Source organism: Lysobacter soli, assembly GCF_009755585.1.
Lineage (GTDB): Bacteria > Pseudomonadota > Gammaproteobacteria > Xanthomonadales > Xanthomonadaceae > Lysobacter_J > Lysobacter_J soli.
The window spans coordinates 2240830-2258811 of record NZ_CP046603.1 but is presented as its reverse complement, the minus strand read 5'-3'; the positions used below and the strand labels follow the sequence as shown (position 1 = coordinate 2258811).

Below are 17982 nucleotides of genomic sequence, written 5' to 3'. Positions count from 1 at the left end.
CAGCGCCGCGATCACGGCGCCGGAAGAGAAGGGAGGTGCAACGCCCGCGGTCTGCGGGCGCGCACGGAACTACGAATGCATCAGCGAGCCGGCCGGATCAGAATTCCTGCCAGTCCGAATCGGTCGCGGCTGCGACGGCACCGCGGACGGCCTTGCGCGGCGCGGCGACCGGTCGGGACGCAACTGCCTTGACCGGCGTCTTGGCGACGGCCGCGCGCGGAGCGGTAGGCAGATCGACGACCGCCGGGCGCGAGGTGCGGACGGCGTTCGTACCGTTCGCGACGCGGAACACCGCGACGGTCTGCACCAGCTGCTCGGACTGCTGTTCCAGGCTGCGCGCGGCGGCGGAGGCTTCCTCCACCAACGCTGCGTTCTGCTGCGTGCCTTCGTCCATCTGCGTGATGGCCTGGTTGATCTGCTCGATGCCGGCCGACTGCTCCTGCGAGGCGGCGCTGATGTCGGCGATGATGTCCGTCACCTTGCGCACGCTGACGACGATGTCCTCCATCGTCTTGCCGGCCTGGTCGACGAGTTGGCTGCCTTCCTCGACCTTCGCCACCGAGTCGCCGATGAGCTGCTTGATCTCCTTCGCCGCATTGGCGGAGCGCTGCGCGAGCGAGCGCACTTCGCTGGCGACGACGGCAAAACCGCGGCCCTGCTCACCGGCACGTGCGGCTTCCACCGCAGCGTTCAGCGCCAGGATGTTGGTCTGGAACGCGATGCCGTCGATCACGCCGATGATGTCGGCGATCTTCTTCGACGACTGGTTGATGGCGTTCATCGTTTCGACGACTTCGCCCACGACCGTGCCGCCCTGTCCGGCGACTTCCGCCGCGTTCTGCGCCAACTGGTTGGCCTGGCGTGCGTTGTCGGCGTTCTGGCGGACCGTGCTGGTGAGTTCCTCCATCGACGAAGCGGTTTCCTCCAGCGAAGCGGCCTGCGATTCGGTGCGCTGCGACAGGTCGTTGTTGCCGGCGGCGATTTCCGCGGCCGCCGAGCTGATCGCATCCGAGCCCTCGCGGATCTGACCGACGATGTCGGACAGCTTGTCCACGGTGCGGTTGGCGTCGTTGGCGAGGCGGCCGAACTGGCCCGGCAGTTCGACTTCGACGCGACGGTTGAGGTCGCCATCGGCCACGGCCGACAGCAGGCTGCCGACTTCGTTGAGGCCGTTGTCGGCGGTCGACATCAGCTGGTTCAGCGAGTTGACCACGTCGCGGTACACGAACTCGAAGCGGCTCGCGTCGCCGCGGCGGCCGAAGTCGCCAGCGACCGCCGCGTCCACCAGCGTCTTGATCTCGGCGTTGATGGCGTTCATGCCGTGCTTGACCGAGTCGACGGCATCGGTGATGCGCGCCTTCTGCGCCGGCAGGCGGTCCATGTCCTGCGACAGGTCGCCGCGCGCATACGCCGCGACGATTCCGACCGCACGGGCGTTGAGCTGGATGTGCGAGTCCACCAGCGTATTGATCTCGCCGGCCATCTGGCCGTAGGCACCGGGAAGCTCGCGGTTGTCGATGCGGAAGTCGATGTCGCCTTCGTCATGGCGGCGCGCGATCTCGCCCTGGGCCTGCGCGAAGCGCTGCAGCGTCGACTGCATCTGGCTCATGCTGCGCAGCAGCTGGCCGGCTTCGTCCGTGCTGTCCACCACGATGCGCTCGTCGATGCGGCCGGCGGCGATGCTCTGCGCGACGCCGGTGGCGCGCTGCAGCGGGCGGGAGATGGCGCGGGCAAGGAAGAACCCGAACACGGCACCCAGCACGACGAGAAGACCGATGCCGACGGTGAGCTGCAGCTGCGTTCTCCGGTAGGCGGCGTCGGACTGCGCGACCATCGCGTTCAGTCCCTTGACGTTGAAGTCGGTCAGCTCCATCAGCGCCTCGAAGAGCTTGCGGCGCATGGGACGCGATTCTTCGTTGGAGACACGGCCGGCTTCGACGAAATCATTGGCTGCAACCGCTGCCATCAGCTTCTCGTGCGCGGCGAAGTACCCCGCCATGCCTGCGGTCAACGCCTTGTAGCGGGCCTGCTCTTCGTCACCCTCGATCAGCTTCTCGTACGAAGACAACGAGTCGTTCATCTCGCCCCGGAGCTTGTCCATTCGCTTCGCGTAGTCGGCCAGTTCCGCCGGGTCGTCCTTGAACTGGAACTGCGAGATCTCGTACGTCCGGTATTCGCCCAACTGTCCGCGCATACCCAGCAGGTAGCGCACCGACGGCACCCAGTTCGAGTTGATTTCGGCGATCTGCGCGTTGCGTGCCTGCAACTGCAGCATTGCGTAACCACCCAGCAGCGCGGCAAGCGCGATCAAGGCGGTGAAAGCCACCGCCAACTTTCTGGCGATGGAAAGGTTCTTGAATCCACTCATGGCAACGGCTCGTAGGAGGAGGGCGGACGAATCGCGGATGCGCTTCGATCTGGTTAACGGCATTGGCACAGCTCGCTAAAGCGCGGAAACCTGAACGACACATTCGCGGTGTATACGCGCGTCGACCGCCACGGCGACGTATGCGAAAGCGCGCATTTCGACGAGCGCGCGTGCGTCCGAGCGCGCGATACGCTCATCTTGCGATGAGTGATCGCAGGCCCGAACGAATGTCGGAATGCTTCCGACATGAAATGAACGAGATGCCGTTCGCTTCTGCATCGCCTGAGGATCGGGGCGCGGTCCGCCGGCAATGTCGAATCCCGCGTCCCTGGTTCGTCCCCTTGATGAGCCCCCGGAGATCCACCGCATGAACCGCATCGCCGCCGCTTCCTATCCGCCGGACCGCAACTGGCCGCTGGTTGCATCCGGTGCCGTATTGGGCTGCGTCGGCGTAGGCGTGATCTTCGCGCTGGCCGTGCTGCTTGGCCCGATGAGTGCCGCCACCGGCTGGTCGCGCGGGGCGTTGTCGAGCGCGATGACGCTCGCATTCCTGAGCATGGGCGTTGGCGGCTTCGTCTGGGGCGCACTGAGCGACCGCATCGGCCCGCGCAAGGTCGTGCTGGTGGGCTCGCTGCTGCTGGGCCTGGCGTGCGTGCTCGCGAGCCGCTCGGCAACGTTGTGGCAGTTCCGGCTGACCTACGGCGTGCTGATGGGCGTGGCGGTGTCGAGCTTCTTCGCACCGGTGATCGCCGCCACGGCCTCGTCGTTCGAGAAGCGACGCAACATCGCGATCTCGCTGGTGTCGGCGGGTGTGGGTGTCGCGCCGATGACGATGTCGCCACTCGTCGCGTGGCTGGTCAGTCATTACGACTGGCGCCAGACGCTGCTCATCGTCGGTCTTGTCGCATGGGCGCTGACATTGCCTGCCGTATGGTTCGTGCGCGCGTCGCCGATTCCGGAACCGACGTCGCCCGGCACCATCGCCGACGCAACGGTCGCGAACGCGGGGCAGGCGCTGCGCTCGCGCGCCTTCATCGTGCTGGCGGTGACGTACTTCGCCTGCTGCGCCGCGCATTCGGGGCCGATCTTCCACACCGTGAGCTATGCCGTCGGTTGCGGCCTCGCGGTGACAACTGCGGTGACGATCTACAGCATGGAAGGTGCGGCCGGACTGGGCGGACGCATCCTGTTCGGGCTGATGGCCGACCGGCTCGGCGCGAAGCCGGTCCTGGTCGCGGGGCTGCTGATCCAGGCCGTCGCCGCGGTCTCGTACCTGAGCGTAAGCCAGTTGAACGGCTTCTACGCGGTGGCGATCGTGTTCGGCATGGCCTACGGCGGCACGATGCCGCTGTACGCGTCGCTCGCGCGCGAAGCGTTCAGCCCGCAGATCCTCGGGATGGTGCTCGGCGCGGCGGGCATGTTGTCGGCATTGGGGATGGCGCTCGGTCCGCTGCTCGGCGGCTGGCTGTTCGACCGTTACGGCAGCTACACCTGGATGTACATCGGCTCGATGGCGGTGGGGCTCGGCGCGGCGTCGATCGCGCTGTGGTTCCCGTCGAAGCGCAAGCCGCGCGAACCGGAGACATTGCAGGCGCTGCCGCAGGAAGGCTGACGCGCGCGATGGTTCACGCGCGCGGCAGTCGCACCTCGGCGGCCAGGCCGCCGCCCTCGCGGTTTCGCAGCGTGAGCGTGGCGCCGATCGATGCCGCAAGCTGCTGCGCGATCGCCAGGCCCAGCCCGGTGCCGCCGGTATCGCGGTTGCGCGAGGCTTCGAGGCGATAGAACGGCTCCATCACGCGCGCCAGTTCCGATTCCGGAATGCCCGGGCCGCGATCGCCGACCCGGATCACGAGCGCGTCGGAGCGGCTCTCCAGTTCGACGTCCGCCGAGCCGGCGTACTTGAGCGCGTTGTCGATGAGGTTGGCGACCACGCGTCGCAAGGCATGCGGGCGCGTGACGACCGGCGTGCCGATGCGGCCCTGCAGGCTCACCGGTCGGCCGGTATCGAGGTAGTCGAGCACCAGGCTGTCGATGAACGCGTCCAGGTCAACGCGCACCGCGGCCTCGTTGTTGCCGTGCGCGCTGCGTGCGTACGCGATGCCCTCGCGCACCAGGTGCTGCATCTGGTCGAGATCGTCGAGCATCTTCGCTCGCTCGGGCACCTCGTCCATCGATTCGGCGCGCAGCTTCATGCGCGTGATCGGCGTCTGCAGGTCGTGCGAGATCGACGCGAGGATCTGCAGCCGTTCCTTCATGTAGCGCGCGATCCGGTCCTGCATGGCGTTGAAGGCGCCCACCGCCTGCGCGACTTCGGTCGGCCCGCCGTTGGGAAGGCGCTCGCCGTCGCCGTCGGGCCGCACGTTCTCCGCGGCCTGCGCGAGCCGCGCGAGCGGTCGCGTCGCCAGTCGCACCGCGGCCCAGGCGCACAGCAGCAGCACGATCAGCTGCAGGACCAGCACGTACGGCAGCCACTTCGCCAGCGGCATCACCGAAGGCTGCACGTCGACGACCACCGCGCTGCCGTCGTGCAGGCGCACCTTGACCTGGAAGCGCTCCGGATCGCGCGAGACCTGCCGCGCCTGCGTCGACCAGCGCGGTCCCAGCGCGCTTTCGATCATGCCCGCCATCTCGCGCGAGGTCGCGCCGTCGAGCTTCGCGTCCGGCTGCGCATCGAATGCGGCTTCGTCCAGCGAGTAGCGGAACGTGCGCCGTTGCAGCATCGGCAGCCAGTCGGCGCGTTCGTTCGCGGGCAGGCGATCGAGCAGGTTCACTGCGACGACCACGTCCTGTTCCAGGTTGGTCATCAGCATCGACGAGGCGGCTTCGTAGCGCTCGTAGAACAGCAGCCCGAACGACAGCGCGTGCGCCAGCAGCAGCCCGCCGGCCAGCAGCGCGTACAGGCGCGAGGCCATCGTGCGCGGCAGCCAGCGCATGACGCCGCGAGGAGTCGTTGCGCTCATCCGTCCTCGCCCACGATCGTCACCGTCGCGCTGAAGACATAGCCTTCGCTGCGGACGGTCTTGATGTAGCTCTGCTCGCGCGCATCGTCCTGCAGGCGCTGGCGCAGGCGGCTGACGAGCAGGTCGATCGACCGATCGAACAGTTCGGCGTCGCGGCCCTGCGTCAGGTTGAGCAGCTGGTCGCGGTTGAGCACGCGGTTGGGATGGTCGAGGAACACGCGCAGCAGGCGGAATTCCGCGCCGCTGAGCGCCACCACCGTGCCTTCCGGATCGAGCAGGTGGCGCGCGGTCGTGTCCAGGCGCCAGCGGCCGAAGGCGAGCATCTGCGCCGCCTCGGTCACCTGCAGGTTCGGCGGCAGCATGCGCGTGCGGCGGATCACCGCCTTGATGCGTGCCAGCAGCTCGCGCGCGGCGAAGGGCTTGGTGACGTAGTCGTCGGCGCCCATTTCCAGGCCGATGATGCGGTCGGTCTGGTCCTCGCGCGCGGTCAGCATCACCACGGGGACGGCGCGATGCTTGCCGGCGCGCAGGTTGCGGGTGAGGGTGAGGCCGTCCTCGCCGGGCATCATCACGTCCATCACGATCAGGTCGATGGCGTGCGTGTCGAGCACGGCGCGCATCTCGCGCCCGTCGGCGGCCTCGCTCGCGCGCAGGCCGTTCTTGCGCAGGTAGTCGGCCACCATCTGGCGGATCTCGCGATCGTCGTCCACGACGAGGATGTGGTCTGCGTGTTCCATGGGGCGCTCGTGGTGAAGTGGGGCGATGGCCGGATTGTGCCACCGCCCGCTGGTCGTCAGTGCGCGACTGGCGCGGTGGCCAGCAGCTGGCGGATGCGCTGCTCCATGCCGTCGTAATCGCCTTCGCCGTAATGGCGATGGACGATGCGGCCGTCGCGATCGACCAGGTACATCGCCGGCCAGAAACGGTTGCCGTAGGCGTTCCACGTCGCGTAGTCGTTGTCCTGCGCAACGGGGTAGGCGATGCCGAAGCGCTCGATCGCGCGCTTCACGTTGGCGGTGCTGCGCTCTTCGTCGTACTCGGGCGTGTGCACGCCGATCACCACCAGTCCCTGGTCGTGGTAACGGTCGTACCACTGTTTCACGTAGGGCTGCACGTGGATGCAGTTGATGCACGAGTAGGTCCAGAACTCCACGAGCACGACCTTGCCCTTGAGCCCCGCCATGGTCTGCGGCGGCGCGTTGAGCCAGTGGGCGATGCCGGTGAACTCCGGTGCGGGCGTCCCGCGCGCCGGCTCGGCCTGCGCGCCCGGCGCACAGCCGGCGAGCAGCGACAGCGACAGCGCGAAGGCCGCAAGGATCGACTTGAACATGGGCGACTCCTGTAGGGATGTGCCGCCGGCGTGGGAAGCGCACGCGCGGCGGCGGAGCGTTGCAGCGACGGCTGCGCGATCAGGTCACGATCTCGACGTCCACGTCGCCGCGCGTCATGCGCGAGTACGGGCAGGTCTGATGCGCCTTCTCGACCAGCTGCCGGCGCGTGGCCTCGTCGATGCCGGGAAGTTTGACGTCGAGTTTCACCGCGAGCTGGTACTCGCCGGCGGCCGTCTTGCCGAGGTTGACCTCCGCGTCGACCGCCGTGTCGGCCGGCAGCTTCACCTTCAGTTCCTGCGCGGCGAAACCGAGCGCGCCGATGAAGCACGCCGACCAGCCGATGCCGAACAGCTGCTCGGGATTGGTGCCGGGCTTGTTCGAGCCGGGCGTGCTCAGCGCGACGTCGATGGCGCCGTCGCTGGAGCGGCCGGTGCCGGCGCGACCGCCGGTGACGTGCGTGTGCGCGGTGTAGACGACGGTCTGGAGGGAATGGGTCATGGCGATGTCCTCGTGGGGGAAGGTGGGCCGGTGGTTTCCGGTGGCGCCATTCCGAGGCCGCGCGGTATCGCGCACGTGTCGGGTGTTGAGGGCTTTTGTCGGCGAACGTGCCCGGTCGGGCCCTGGATACAGTTCGATACAAAGCGCTCGCGCACCGACGTTGCCGCAGGCCCTCCCGGCCGCGTGCGAGCGCCCACACGAAAAGGGCGGCGAAATCGCCGCCCCTCGTTCCGTTGTCCTCAGTCGGCGGCGGCCTCGTCGCCGCGTGCGCTCAGCGCAGCAGCTTCAGCAACGCCTCCGCCGTCGCTTCAGACGACGCCGGGTTCTGGCCCGTTACCAGCCGTCCGTCGACGATCGCGAAGCTCTGCCAGTCGTCGGCCTTCTCGTACTTGCCCCCCAGGCGCTTGAGTTCGTCCTCGACCAGGAACGGCACCACCTTCGTCAGCTTCACCGCTTCCTCCTCGGAATTGGTGAAGCCGGTGACGCGCTTGCCTTTCACCAGCGGCTCGCCTTCGTGTTTCACGTGCCGCAGCACGCCGGGCGCATGGCAGACGGCGGCGACCGGCTTTCCGGACTCGTAGAACGTTTCGATGAGCCGGATCGATGCGGGATCCTCGGCGAGGTCCCACAACGGGCCGTGTCCGCCGGGGTAAAAGACCGCGTCGAACTCGTCGGCGGCCACCGAATCGAGCCGCTGCGTGTTGGCAAGCACGGCCTGCGTTTTCGCGTCGGCCTTGAAGCGGTCCTGCGCGGGTGTCTGGTTCGCGGGATCGTCGCTCTTGGGATCGATCGGCGGCTGCCCGCCCTTGGGCGAGGCCACGGTCACCTGCGCGCCGGCATCGGTGAACACGTAGTACGGCGCGGCGAATTCCTCCAGCCAGAAGCCGGTTTTCTCGCCTGTATCGCCGAGGCGGTCGTGCGAGGTAAGCACCATCAGGATCTTCATTGCGGTGTCGTCGCCAATGGGGGAGCGACAGCTTCGCCCGCAACGGGTTAGGCCGCGGTGATGCGTCAGGTCAGCGCGTCGGACGCGATCACGTGCTGTCCCGGCGTGGCGCGCACCGCGGCGTCGATCATGGTCTGCGCGATGCGTTCGGCCGGATTGATGCGCCAGCGGCGCGGCAGCAGCGGATGCAACGCGCGCAGGACAACGGTCGCCACGCGTTCACCGGCGCGGAACTCGTCGCGTTCGCCGCCGATCAGGCCCGGTCGAACGAAGGTCAGCGAGGCGAAGCCCGGCGCGGCGAGGTCGCGTTCCACTTCGCCCTTCACGCGGCTGTAGAAGATGGGCGATCCGGCATCGGCGCCCATCGCCGAATTCAGCACGAAGGTCGATGCGCCATGCGCGTGCGCAAGGCGTGCGACCGCGAGCGGGTAATCGTGATCGACGCGGCGGAAGGCGTCCTGCGAGCCCGCGACCTTGATGGTGGTGCCGAGCGCGCAGACGACCGCGTCGACATTCCACCAGGGCGCATCCGGCGGCAACGCATCGAAATCGACGACGGGCGCGAGGAGCTTCGGGTGCGGTTCCGCCGGCCTGCGAACGGGCGCCACGACCTGTGCGATGCCCGGATGCGCGAGGGCGAGCTGCAATGCATGGCGTCCGACCAGACCGGTGGAGCCTGCGATCATCAGCTTCATGCGAGCTCCCATCGTCCGCGACCCGGCGAGTGTAACCAGCCGTTGCGCTACAGTGCGCCGGTCCGGCCAGGCGAAACGTCGAATGCGCATCCAGAGCTCGCTCACCGTCGAAGCCACGCACGGCACGTTCGGCAGCCGCCGCTGGATGGAGTTGCTGACGGCCATCGGCAGCGAGGCGTCGATCGCCGCCGCCGCGCGCAGTGTCGGCCTGAGTTACAAGGCCGCGTGGGATGCGGTGGACGCGATGAACAACCTTGCCGATGCGCCGCTCGTCGAACGTGTCGTCGGCGGCAAGGGCGGTGGCGGGACGCGACTGACGCCGGACGGTGAACGCCTCGTCGCAACGTGGCGCGAAGTCGAAGCGCAGAACGCGCGCTTCGTTGAGATGCTCAACGAGCGCATCGCGCATGCCGGACGCGATCTGGACATCATTGGGAGGTTCGCCATGCTCACCAGCGCCCGCAACCATCTGGCCGGCCGCATCGCGCGCATCACGCGTGGCGCCGTGAACGATGAAGTGGAACTCGAACTGGGCGGCGGCGGGCGCATCGTCGCCATCGTCACGCACGAGAGCACGGCGAGCATGGGGCTGGCGATCGGCATGAAGGCGATCGCGCTGGTGAAGGCATCCAGCGTCATCGTCGGCACTGATCTGGAGGGCGTGAAACTCTCCGCGCGCAACCAGCTGCCCGGCACCGTCGCCCGCATCGACCACGGCGCGGTGAATACGGAAGTGGTGATCGACGTGGATGGCGGCAATTCGATCGCCGCCATCGTCACCAATGCATCGGCCGAACGCCTCGCGCTCGCCGAAGGAAAACCGGCGACGGCGCTGTTCAAGGCGTCGAGCGTGATCCTCGCCGTCAGTCCGTGACCGCCGGCTGCAACCGGCCGCGTTCCATGCCGAGCACGCGATCGGCGAGGTAATCCAGCTCGCTGTGCGCGTGGGTGACGTAGAGCATCGGCAGGCGCGTTTCGTCCTTGATGCGTTTGAGGAACGGCAGGATCTGCTGCTTGAGGCGGTCGTCCAGTGAGGACAGCGGTTCGTCGAGCAGCAGCAACTGCGGCGAATAGAGCAGGGCACGGCCGAGCGCCACGCGCTGGCGTTCGCCGCCGGACAGCAGCGTCGGGCGGCGATCGAGCAGCGGCGTGATTTCCAGCAGTTCCGCCACGCCGGACAGGTCGAAGCGGCGCATCGGAGGTGGAATGCGCGCATGCCCGAACAGGAGGTTCTGGCGAACCGTCAGGTGCGGGAACAGCTGACCGTCCTGGAACACCAGGCCGACGTGGCGATCCCATGCGGGCACGAACCGGCGCGCATCGGTATCGACCAGCACGCGTTCGCCCAGCCGCACGCGGCCGTTGGACGGCGCCAGCAGTCCGGCGAGCAGCGCCAGCAGCGTGCTCTTGCCCGAGCCCGACGGCCCGTACACGCCGGTGACGCCACCGCCGACGTCGGCCACGGCGTCGAGCACGAAATCGCCGCGCGCGAACTGGAGGTCAAAGCTCAGCATGGGGCCCCCGGTCGAGGTAACCGAGCCGGCGTTCGGCGCGCAGGCTGATCCAGCGGCTGACCAGCAACGCGGCCACGGCCAGCGCGATCGACAGCAGGGACAGCCGCAACGCCGCCGCTTCGCCATCGGGCACGTGCGTGAGGCTGTAGATCGCCAGCGGCAACGTACGCGTTTCCCCCGGGATGTTGCCGACGAAAGCCATCGTCGCGCCGAATTCGCCCAGGCTGCGCGAGAAGCACAGGATGCAGCCGGCGATCAGGCCCGGTGCCGACAGCGGCAGCGTTACGCTGAAGAACGTGTCCCACGGCTTCGCGCCGAGCGTCGCCGCGGCCTTCTCGAGTCGGGGATCGATGAGGCGGATCGCGAGCCGGATCGGCTGCACCATCAGCGGAAACGCCATCACCGCAGATGCGATGACGGCGCCCTTCCACGTAAAGGCGATCGTGATGCCGAACGTCGCAAGCAGCCAGGCACCCAGCGGCCCCTGCGTGCCCAGCAGCAACAGCAGCAGATAGCCCGGCACCACGGGAGGCAGCACCATCGGCAACTGCACGAGCGTGTCGATCCAGACCTTGCCGGGGAACTGGCGACGTTCGAGCAGCCAGCTCAGCGCGATGCCGAACGGCAGGCATGCGCCCGTCGCGCACAGCGCAACCTTCGCCGACAGCGCCAGCGCATCCCATTCTTCAGGCGACAGCCACATCGTCAGCGCGTTCCGGTGGTGAATCCATACTTTGCGAAGATGTGCGCCGCCGTCTTCGACGTCTTCACGAACTGCAGGAACGCCGCGGTTTCGGGGCGTGCGCCACGCACGGCGGCGATCGGGTAGACGATGGGCTTGTGCGTGTCGGCGGGGAATGTCGCGAGGACTTCGACCTTCCGGCTGATCTTCGCGTCGGTCGCGTAGACGATGCCGAGCGGGCATTCCCCGCGCTCAACGAACGCCAGCGCCGTGCGCACGTCGTCGGTGCCGACGACGCGAGTTTGTAGCGCGTTCCACCAGCCCAGCTGCTGCAGCGCCTCGCGCGCGTAGATGCCGACCGGGACGACGCCGGGCTCGCCGGTGCACACCTTTCCGTTGAACGCGCGGGCCAGGTCGAAGCCGCGCTTCATGGTCATGGGGAAGCGCCGGCCCTGCGGCACGATCAGGACGAGTGAATTTCCGACGACGTTGGCTCGAGTGCCGGGCTGCAGCTTGCCGCGCTGGGCCAGGTAATCCATCCACACGAGATCGGCCGAGGCGAAGACATCGGCGGGCGCGCCGGCCTCGATCTGCTTCGCGAGCGCCGAAGACGCCGCGAAGGCGAGGCTCGGCTTCGCGTGGCCGGCCTTCTGCCATTCGGTGGCGATGTCGTTGAGCGCGTTGGTCAGGCTGGCGGCGGCGAACACGCGGACCGGCGGTTCGGCGAGCGCGGGGAAGGCGAGGGCAAGCGCCAGCGCGCACAGCGCGGCACGGCGGATCCAGGCGGACATCGGAGGCTCCTGGCGGGCGGGATATAGGGCGCTATATAGCGCATCCGCCGCGACGGCGCCTCCTCGGAGCCCTGTCCGGTCAGAACGGATCCCGCGCCCAGCTCTCGTGCGCGATCGCCTCCACGTGGCCCCAGTCCAGGTCGTTGGACAGGACGCTGGAGTACCAGCCCAGCCGCAGGTGCGGCTCGACTTCATCCCAGTCCAGGTGCGACAGATGGGCGCGTGCGGTGCGTCCGAGATCCTCGAGGAACGACCGCTGGCTATCGGTGACGGGCAGCTCGTGCATGGCGCACTCCCGATTCGACGGGGATGTACGACCCTACGCCACTTTTGTTACGACGTGGCTGAATGCCTGAACGGCGGAGCCTTTCCCGCGTTGGAACGTTTGCGAGGTGCGCCGACGCGAACGCCGGCGCACCGATGGTCCGATCAAGCGTGGATCAGCTGCGGATGAAGGCCAGCAGATCCGGGTTGATCGTGTCGGCGTGCGTCGTGCACATGCCATGCGGGAAACCCGGATACACCTTCAGCGTCGCATTGCGCAGCAGCTTGGCCGAGAGGCGCGCCGAATCGTCGATCGGCACGATCTGGTCGTCGTCGCCGTGCATCACCAGCGTGGGCACCTCGATGCTCTTGAGGTCTTCAGTGAAGTCGGTTTCGGAGAACGCGGCGATGCAGTCGTACTGCGGCTTCGCGCCGCCCATCATGCCCTGGCGCCACCAGTTCTGGCGGACCGCCTCCGACAGCTTCGCCCCATCGCGGTTGTAGCTGTAGAACGGCACCGGGAAGTCCCAGTAGCAGCCGGCGCGATCGGCCATGACGCTTGCGCGAATGCCATCGAACACGGATTTGTCCAGGCCGCCGGGATTACTTGCCGACTTCACCATCACCGGCGGCACGGCGCCGATCAGCACCAGCTTCGCGACGCGGCCCTTGCCGTGCTTTGCGACATAGCGCGCCGCCTCGCCGCCGCCGGTGGAATGGCCGATGTGGATCGCGTCGCGCAGGTCGAGTTCCTTCGCGAGTGCGGCGACGTCGGCGGCGTAGGTGTCCATCTCGTTGCCGGTGGCGGTCTGCGTCGAACGGCCGTGGCCGCGGCGGTCGTGCGCGATCACGCGATAGCCCTCCGCCAGGAAAAACTGCATCTGCGTGTCCCAGTCGTCACCACACAGCGGCCAGCCGTGGTGGAAGACGATGGGCTGGCCGGTGCCCCAGTCCTTGTAGAAGATCTGGGTGCCGTCCTGCGTGGTGATGTAGCTCATGTCGGTGGTCCTCGTGTGGGGGAGGGTGGAGCATCGGGTGGAGCAGCAACAACATGGATCCTGATGCGCGCCGGTTCGCCGCCGCGCAGTGATGAACGTGTTCGGCTTACTGCAATCGCAACACGTGATGCGCCGAAACCAGCCGCAATTTCTCGGGATTGCGTTGCACGAAGACGTTGACGATGCGCTCGCCGTCGGTTTCGAACGACATCACCGATTCCAGTTCGCCCTGTATGTAGCGCAGCAATCCCATGCGGCCGTTGACCAGCGCCAGTTCGTGGCGCAGGCCTTCCTTGAAGCGCAGTCGCGCGGCGTAGAGCAGCGCGGCGATGCGATCGCCACCGACCATCGGCCTCGGGAAACTCGTGACCACGCCGCCACCGTCGCCGACCAGCACCGCCGACTCGGCCATCAACGCCTTCATGCCGCTGAAATCGCCGCTGGCGACCGCGTCGAGGAAGCGCTGCATCAGCCGGCGATGCACGTCGTCGGGCACGTGGTAGCGCGGGCGTTCGTCGCGCAGCTGCGCCTTCGCGCGATGCACGATCTGACGGCACGCGGCCTCGGATTTGCCGACGACCTCGGCGATCTGCGCGTAATCGGCGTCGAACACTTCATGCAGCAGGAAGGCCGCGCGCGCGTCGGGCGCCAGGCGTTCGAGCACCGTGAGGAAGGCGATCGACAGGTCGCTCGCCGCTTCCTCCACCTGTTCCGGCGTGGGCGATGCGCCGTCGAAATCGGTGAGTACCGGTTCGGGCAGCCAGATGCCGACGTAATGTTCGCGATGCGTGCGCGCGAGCCGAAGCTTGTCGATCGCGCGCCGCGTGGTGGACGCGACCAGCCAGGCTTCGGCGTTGTCGACGCGACCGGTGTCCGTGTCGTGCCAGCGCAGCCACACGTCCTGCACCACGTCCTCGGCTTCGGCCATCGATCCGAGCATCCGGTATGCCACGCCGAGCAGGCGCGGTTGCAGGCGACCGAAGGTGGCGGTGGCGTCGTCCATCGCGCGCTCGAACGGATCGGAACCCCGAGTGTGGCACAGCGCGTCGGCGCCGGGATGACAGCGCGGCGCGGTCACTTCGGCGGAAGGACCGGCGGCTTGCCCACGTCCTTGAGCAGGAAGACGACGAACTTCGCCGGCTCGGTCCTGCTTGCGTTGCGGCCGACGGTGTGGAGGTCGCGCGGGCCTTCGTGGAAGGCTTCTCCGGGCTTCAGCGTGATTTCCGGTCCGCCCTTCACGCCCATGACGATGCTGCCTTCGAGCACGTACACGAAGCCGTGTGCGTCATGGCGGTGGATCGGGTCGGCGCCGTCGGGCGGGTACGCGACCTCGAGGATCGTGACTTCCTTGCCGGGGTAATCCTCCAGCGCCCTGGTCATCACGGGCGTGACGACGGGTTCCGGTGCGGTGGCGGGTTCGGCGGCAAGACTCGTGCCGACGACGAAGAAGGACGTCAGCGCGAAGGCGATCGGCGACAGGCGCATGGCGAAGGACCGGTGTGGGGGACGAGGTCAGGCTAGGCAGTCGGGGAGGGCGCGGGTAGCCATCGCCGCGGACGCACCGTGTTGCGCGCGGTGCACCAATGGCGCGCCGGAACGGCCTCGTCACACGCGGCCGCCCTGCAACGTCTACAGGGCATGGACGCGGATTTCCCCCTGCCTCTCGACAAGCGCCTGCCGACGCCGGCCGAACGCGTGTGGGCGGAATTCCTTTCCGTGCTGGATGCCTTGCCTCCCACCGCCCGCGCCGCCTTCATGCTGCACGACGTGTTCGGCGCCACCCTCGAGGATGTCTCGCTCGTCCTCGGCCAGCCGCCTGCGGCGTGCGGCGAGCACCTGGCGACGGCGCGCCGCTGCGCGCACGAACACGCACGGCGCCTGGCTTCTCCCACGAGACCGTCATGAATATCGCCCGCCTCGCACCCGAACCCGATCCGCACGCGATCAAGGCCATCGCGAAAATCGACGTCAGCGATGCGCTGACCGCAAGCTTCGCCGCCAGTTACGCCGGCGTGGTCGCCTTCATCGCCGTCGCCAGCGAAGGCAGCTTCGCGCGTGCCGCCGATCGCCTCGGCATCGGCCGCTCGGCGGTGAGTCGCAGCGTCCAGAAACTCGAAAGCCAGCTCGGCGCGCGACTGTTCCTGCGCACCACGCGTTCGACCTCGCTCACGCGCGAGGGCGAGCTGTTTTACGAAGGCTGCCGCCCGGGCGTCGAACGCATCCTGCAGGCGCTGGAGGAGATGCGCGACCTGCGCGAAGGCCCGCCCCGAGGCGAGCTCCGCATCAGCGCGACGCACGCCTTCGGGCGCAAGGTCATCGCGCCGCTGCTGGCGGGCTTCCGCGCGCAGTTTCCTGCCGTGTCGATCGAACTCCTGCTCGAAGATCGAGTCCTGGATCTCGCCGGCGACCGCATCGACATCGCATTCCGCGACGGCGCACTGGAAGACAGCCAGGTGATCGCGAAACAGCTGATTCCGATGCAGCTGCTGGCATGCGCTTCGCCCGATTACGCGCGGCGCAATGGTTTGCCGCAGATCGTCGCCGAGCTGGACGCGCACCCGTGCATCAACCAGCGCCTGGCGAACGGGCGGCTGCAATCGTGGGATTTCCGTGTGGATGGAAAGCCGCTGAGCCTGCGGCCATCGTCCACGCTGGTGTTCAACGATGCGGACCTCGCGATGCAGGCCGCGCTGGACGGGCAGGGCATCGCGCAGCTGCCTGCCTACCAGGTGCGCGATGCGATATGCGACGGCGCGCTGGTGACGTGCCTGGATGCGTTCGCCCCGGACGATCGCGGCCATTACCTGTGCTACCTGAGCCGACGCCAGCAACCCAAGCGCATCCGCGCGTTCATCGACTACATCACCGCGCAGGTGCGGGCGCTGGATCTGGACGTGATGGCGCACTGGGAATCGACGCAGGCATCGCGCGCAGTCGCGGCCTGATGCGATTGATGCGTCCAGGGCAACAACCTGCGTCCGCGTGAAGGTCTACCGCCACGGCGACGCGATTCCTAGCATCGAAGTTCATCCACCATCCCGGCGCAGCGTTCGTGCGCGTCGGCTCACCCGCTAGCGGAGGTCGTCATGAAAGTCGTCGTCATCGGTGGAACCGGGCTTATCGGCAGCAAGGTCGTCGAGCGCCTCCGCAAGGCGGGCCATGAAGTCGTCGTAGGCGCACCGGCCAACGGCATCGACGTGCTCAGTGGTGAAGGGCTCGACGCCGCACTGGCCGGCGCGCAGGTCGTGGTCGATCTTGCGAACTCGCCGGCGTTCGATCGCGAATCGGCGCTGAAATTCTTCCAGACCGCCGGACAGAACCTGCTCGCCGCGGAAGCGAAGGCGGGCGTCGGCCACCACATCGCGCTGTCGGTCGTCGGCACGCAGAAGCTGTCCGGCAGCGGATACTTCGTCGGCAAGGCCGAGCAGGAACGACTGATCCGCGAATCGGGCATTCCGTACACCATCATCCATTCCACGCAGTTCTTCGAGTTCCTGCCGGGCATCGTGAAGTCCGGCGAGCAGGACGGCGTCGTGCGACTGCCCACCGCCAACGTGCAGCCCATCGCGTCCGACGACGTCGCCGATGCGGTGACGCGCCATGCGCTCGGCGCGCCGGTGAACGGCGTGACCGAGATCGCCGGGCCGGAGCGCGTTCGCCTGTCCGAACTCGCGCAGCGATTTCTCGACAGCACGAAGGACGAGCGCAAGGTCGTCGGCGATCCGCACGCGCTGTACTTCGGCGTGGAACTGCAGGACGACACGCTCGTTCCCGACGGTGAAGCGTGGCAGGGCGAACTCGGGTTCGCGCAGTGGCTGCAGCGCGCGGACGTCGCACGTCCCGCCGCCCGCGGCTGAAGCCGTTCACGCATCCAGCGTCGAGGAGCAACCGTCATGCACACCGGAAAGTCCTACAAGCTGCCCGAGTTCATCGGCTGGACGCGACGCACGATCTACGTGCTGATCGTGGTGAGCGCGGTGCCCGTCCTGCTGTACCAGCTGGCGGGCTGGCACTGGCTCGCGATTCCCTGGGGCGTCGTGTTCCTCCTGGGCACCACGGTGGCGCTGTCGTCGGGCTTCAAGAACGTGCAGACCTACAACCGCATGCAGGAGGCGCAGCAGGTCTGGTCGTCGATCGCCAGCAGCAGCCGCGTGCTGGGCGCGACGGCGCGCGACCTCTGCGCAAACAGCGACGCTGCGCGCAGCCTGGTGTATCGCCACCTTGCGTGGCTGGCCGCACTGCGCTTCGAGATGCGCCAGCCGCGCGTGTGGGAGAACGCGCGGAAGGCGAACAACGTCGAATACCTCCGCCTTTACCGCATCCCCGAACGCGAGCAGACGCTGGCGAACGAACTGGTGAAGTACCTGCCGCCGGGCGAGGCGGCGCAGGTACTGGAATCGCGCAATCGCGCCCTGCAGGTGCTGGGGCTTCAAAGCCGCGCGACGAAGGAGATGCTCGCCGACGGCAAGCTCACGATGAACGGTTTCTCCGATCTGCAGAAGCTCATTCGCGATTTCCAGGACCTGCAGGGGAAGAGCGAACGCATCAAGGATTTCCCGTATCCGCGGCAGCATGCGTTCATCAACACGCTGTTCGTGCGGATCATGTGCGTGCTGCTGCCGTTCGGCATGATCGGCGAGTTCGAGCGCCTCAACGCGGCGGTCGACGGCTGGGCGAAGGGCGGCATGGTGTGGCTCGTCATCCCGCTGAGCCTGTTGATTTCGTGGATGTACTGCGCGCTCGACCTGGTCGGCGAGAGCACGGAGAACCCGTTCGAAGGCGGCGCCAACGACGTGCCGATCAGCCGCATCAGCCAGGAAGTGGAGATCGACCTGCGCGAACTGCTGGGCGAGCAGGGCGTGCCGGCCGAAACGCTCGCGACGGGCGACATCGCGATGTGAGGCGGACTCGTCGACCGCACAAAGAAACGCCCCG

The 17982-nt window shown here is 67.7% G+C and carries 20 protein-coding genes; 6 read left to right on the top strand and 14 right to left on the bottom strand.

The window, feature by feature from the left end; genetic code table 11:
• Positions 1–97: 97 nt before the first annotated feature.
• Complete coding sequence (locus tag GOY17_RS10125) at positions 98–2368, bottom strand: methyl-accepting chemotaxis protein (RefSeq protein WP_157030321.1); 2271 nt, start codon at positions 2366–2368, stop codon at positions 98–100.
• A gap of 367 nt (positions 2369–2735) precedes the next feature.
• Here GOY17_RS10125 and GOY17_RS10120 point away from each other — a divergent pair, with 367 nt between their 5' ends.
• Positions 2736–3980, top strand: coding sequence for an MFS transporter (locus GOY17_RS10120; RefSeq protein WP_157030320.1), 1245 nt, complete (start codon positions 2736–2738; stop codon positions 3978–3980).
• A gap of 13 nt (positions 3981–3993) precedes the next feature.
• Here the strand turns inward: GOY17_RS10120 and GOY17_RS10115 are convergent, their stop codons facing one another.
• The 6 genes from GOY17_RS10115 to GOY17_RS10090 form a co-directional block, all read right to left on the bottom strand.
• Entirely contained in the window at positions 3994–5328 is a 1335-nt protein-coding gene (locus GOY17_RS10115) for a sensor histidine kinase (RefSeq protein ID WP_157030319.1), read from the bottom strand.
• Positions 5325–6065 carry a response regulator gene (locus tag GOY17_RS10110; RefSeq protein WP_157030318.1) on the bottom strand — a complete coding sequence of 247 codons (741 nt, stop codon included), beginning with the start codon at positions 6063–6065 and terminating at the stop codon, positions 5325–5327. The genes GOY17_RS10115 and GOY17_RS10110 overlap by 4 nt, the downstream gene beginning before the upstream one ends.
• 56 nt (positions 6066–6121) lie before the next feature.
• Complete coding sequence (locus tag GOY17_RS10105; protein WP_157030317.1) at positions 6122–6658, bottom strand: thioredoxin family protein; 537 nt, start codon at positions 6656–6658, stop codon at positions 6122–6124.
• A gap of 79 nt (positions 6659–6737) precedes the next feature.
• Positions 6738–7157, bottom strand: a complete 420-nt coding sequence (locus tag GOY17_RS10100) for an organic hydroperoxide resistance protein (RefSeq protein ID WP_115842321.1) — start codon at positions 7155–7157, stop codon at positions 6738–6740.
• Positions 7158–7428: 271 nt separating this feature from the next.
• Positions 7429–8103, bottom strand: coding sequence for a type 1 glutamine amidotransferase domain-containing protein (locus GOY17_RS10095; RefSeq protein WP_157030316.1), 675 nt, complete (start codon positions 8101–8103; stop codon positions 7429–7431).
• A gap of 65 nt (positions 8104–8168) precedes the next feature.
• The gene (locus tag GOY17_RS10090) at positions 8169–8798 is read right to left on the bottom strand and encodes an NAD(P)H-binding protein (protein ID WP_157030315.1); all 630 of its coding nucleotides are present in this window, start codon (positions 8796–8798) and stop codon (positions 8169–8171) included.
• Between the two features lie 82 nt (positions 8799–8880).
• Here GOY17_RS10090 and GOY17_RS10085 point away from each other — a divergent pair, with 82 nt between their 5' ends.
• Positions 8881–9672, top strand: coding sequence for a molybdenum-dependent transcriptional regulator ModE (locus GOY17_RS10085; protein WP_157030314.1), 792 nt, complete (start codon positions 8881–8883; stop codon positions 9670–9672).
• On the opposite strand, the gene GOY17_RS10080 is transcribed toward GOY17_RS10085, so the two are convergent.
• From GOY17_RS10080 to GOY17_RS10050, 7 genes are all read right to left on the bottom strand, one after another.
• A complete protein-coding gene (locus GOY17_RS10080; protein ID WP_157030313.1) occupies positions 9662–10312 on the bottom strand; it encodes an ATP-binding cassette domain-containing protein in 651 nt (216 codons plus the stop codon). The two genes, GOY17_RS10085 and GOY17_RS10080, sit on opposite strands and share 11 nt — an antisense overlap.
• A complete protein-coding gene (gene modB, locus GOY17_RS10075; RefSeq protein ID WP_157030312.1) occupies positions 10299–11015 on the bottom strand; it encodes a molybdate ABC transporter permease subunit in 717 nt (238 codons plus the stop codon). The genes GOY17_RS10080 and modB overlap by 14 nt, the downstream gene beginning before the upstream one ends.
• A 2-nt stretch (positions 11016–11017) precedes the next feature.
• Complete coding sequence (gene modA, locus GOY17_RS10070) at positions 11018–11785, bottom strand: molybdate ABC transporter substrate-binding protein (RefSeq protein ID WP_157030311.1); 768 nt, start codon at positions 11783–11785, stop codon at positions 11018–11020.
• A gap of 79 nt (positions 11786–11864) precedes the next feature.
• Positions 11865–12071, bottom strand: a complete 207-nt coding sequence (locus GOY17_RS10065) for a hypothetical protein (RefSeq protein ID WP_115842315.1) — start codon at positions 12069–12071, stop codon at positions 11865–11867.
• Positions 12072–12225: 154 nt separating this feature from the next.
• Positions 12226–13047, bottom strand: coding sequence for an alpha/beta fold hydrolase (locus GOY17_RS10060; protein ID WP_157030310.1), 822 nt, complete (start codon positions 13045–13047; stop codon positions 12226–12228).
• A gap of 106 nt (positions 13048–13153) precedes the next feature.
• Positions 13154–14050 (bottom strand): RNA polymerase sigma-70 factor, encoded by an 897-nt coding sequence (locus GOY17_RS10055; RefSeq protein ID WP_157030309.1) that lies wholly within the window; start codon positions 14048–14050, stop codon positions 13154–13156.
• 71 nt (positions 14051–14121) lie between these two features.
• Positions 14122–14532: a cupin domain-containing protein gene (locus GOY17_RS10050; protein ID WP_157030308.1), complete on the bottom strand. Its 411-nt coding sequence runs from the start codon at positions 14530–14532 to the stop codon at positions 14122–14124.
• Positions 14533–14685: 153 nt separating this feature from the next.
• Here GOY17_RS10050 and GOY17_RS10045 point away from each other — a divergent pair, with 153 nt between their 5' ends.
• From GOY17_RS10045 to GOY17_RS10030, 4 genes are all read left to right on the top strand, one after another.
• The gene (locus tag GOY17_RS10045) at positions 14686–14952 is read left to right on the top strand and encodes a sigma factor-like helix-turn-helix DNA-binding protein (RefSeq protein WP_157030307.1); all 267 of its coding nucleotides are present in this window, start codon (positions 14686–14688) and stop codon (positions 14950–14952) included.
• On the top strand, positions 14949–15992 hold the full coding sequence (locus GOY17_RS10040) for a LysR family transcriptional regulator (protein WP_157030306.1): 1044 nt from the start codon (positions 14949–14951) through the stop codon (positions 15990–15992). The genes GOY17_RS10045 and GOY17_RS10040 overlap by 4 nt, the downstream gene beginning before the upstream one ends.
• A 141-nt stretch (positions 15993–16133) precedes the next feature.
• Entirely contained in the window at positions 16134–16904 is a 771-nt protein-coding gene (locus GOY17_RS10035; protein ID WP_157030305.1) for an SDR family oxidoreductase, read from the top strand.
• A 36-nt stretch (positions 16905–16940) separates the two neighbouring features.
• A complete protein-coding gene (locus GOY17_RS10030; protein WP_157030304.1) occupies positions 16941–17948 on the top strand; it encodes a bestrophin family protein in 1008 nt (335 codons plus the stop codon).
• Positions 17949–17982 lie beyond the last annotated feature (34 nt).

What these genes read in the sequence shown, in the direction of transcription:
- GOY17_RS10040 (WP_157030306.1), top strand. Translation starts at nt 14,949, where the DNA reads ATGAATATCGCCCGCCTCGCACCCGAACCCGATCCGCACGCGATCAAG.
- GOY17_RS10085 (WP_157030314.1), top strand. Translation starts at nt 8,881, where the DNA reads ATGCGCATCCAGAGCTCGCTCACCGTCGAAGCCACGCACGGCACGTTC.
- modA (WP_157030311.1), bottom strand. Translation starts at nt 11,785, where the DNA reads ATGTCCGCCTGGATCCGCCGTGCCGCGCTGTGCGCGCTGGCGCTTGCC.
- GOY17_RS10090 (WP_157030315.1), bottom strand. Translation starts at nt 8,798, where the DNA reads ATGAAGCTGATGATCGCAGGCTCCACCGGTCTGGTCGGACGCCATGCA.
- GOY17_RS10115 (WP_157030319.1), bottom strand. Translation starts at nt 5,328, where the DNA reads ATGAGCGCAACGACTCCTCGCGGCGTCATGCGCTGGCTGCCGCGCACG.
- GOY17_RS10045 (WP_157030307.1), top strand. Translation starts at nt 14,686, where the DNA reads ATGGACGCGGATTTCCCCCTGCCTCTCGACAAGCGCCTGCCGACGCCG.
- modB (WP_157030312.1), bottom strand. Translation starts at nt 11,015, where the DNA reads ATGTGGCTGTCGCCTGAAGAATGGGATGCGCTGGCGCTGTCGGCGAAG.
- GOY17_RS10105 (WP_157030317.1), bottom strand. Translation starts at nt 6,658, where the DNA reads ATGTTCAAGTCGATCCTTGCGGCCTTCGCGCTGTCGCTGTCGCTGCTC.
- GOY17_RS10120 (WP_157030320.1), top strand. Translation starts at nt 2,736, where the DNA reads ATGAACCGCATCGCCGCCGCTTCCTATCCGCCGGACCGCAACTGGCCG.
- GOY17_RS10035 (WP_157030305.1), top strand. Translation starts at nt 16,134, where the DNA reads ATGAAAGTCGTCGTCATCGGTGGAACCGGGCTTATCGGCAGCAAGGTC.
- GOY17_RS10080 (WP_157030313.1), bottom strand. Translation starts at nt 10,312, where the DNA reads ATGCTGAGCTTTGACCTCCAGTTCGCGCGCGGCGATTTCGTGCTCGAC.
- GOY17_RS10055 (WP_157030309.1), bottom strand. Translation starts at nt 14,050, where the DNA reads ATGGACGACGCCACCGCCACCTTCGGTCGCCTGCAACCGCGCCTGCTC.
- GOY17_RS10125 (WP_157030321.1), bottom strand. Translation starts at nt 2,368, where the DNA reads ATGAGTGGATTCAAGAACCTTTCCATCGCCAGAAAGTTGGCGGTGGCT.
- GOY17_RS10030 (WP_157030304.1), top strand. Translation starts at nt 16,941, where the DNA reads ATGCACACCGGAAAGTCCTACAAGCTGCCCGAGTTCATCGGCTGGACG.
- GOY17_RS10065 (WP_115842315.1), bottom strand. Translation starts at nt 12,071, where the DNA reads ATGCACGAGCTGCCCGTCACCGATAGCCAGCGGTCGTTCCTCGAGGAT.
- GOY17_RS10095 (WP_157030316.1), bottom strand. Translation starts at nt 8,103, where the DNA reads ATGAAGATCCTGATGGTGCTTACCTCGCACGACCGCCTCGGCGATACA.
- GOY17_RS10060 (WP_157030310.1), bottom strand. Translation starts at nt 13,047, where the DNA reads ATGAGCTACATCACCACGCAGGACGGCACCCAGATCTTCTACAAGGAC.
- GOY17_RS10100 (WP_115842321.1), bottom strand. Translation starts at nt 7,157, where the DNA reads ATGACCCATTCCCTCCAGACCGTCGTCTACACCGCGCACACGCACGTC.
- GOY17_RS10050 (WP_157030308.1), bottom strand. Translation starts at nt 14,532, where the DNA reads ATGCGCCTGTCGCCGATCGCCTTCGCGCTGACGTCCTTCTTCGTCGTC.
- GOY17_RS10110 (WP_157030318.1), bottom strand. Translation starts at nt 6,065, where the DNA reads ATGGAACACGCAGACCACATCCTCGTCGTGGACGACGATCGCGAGATC.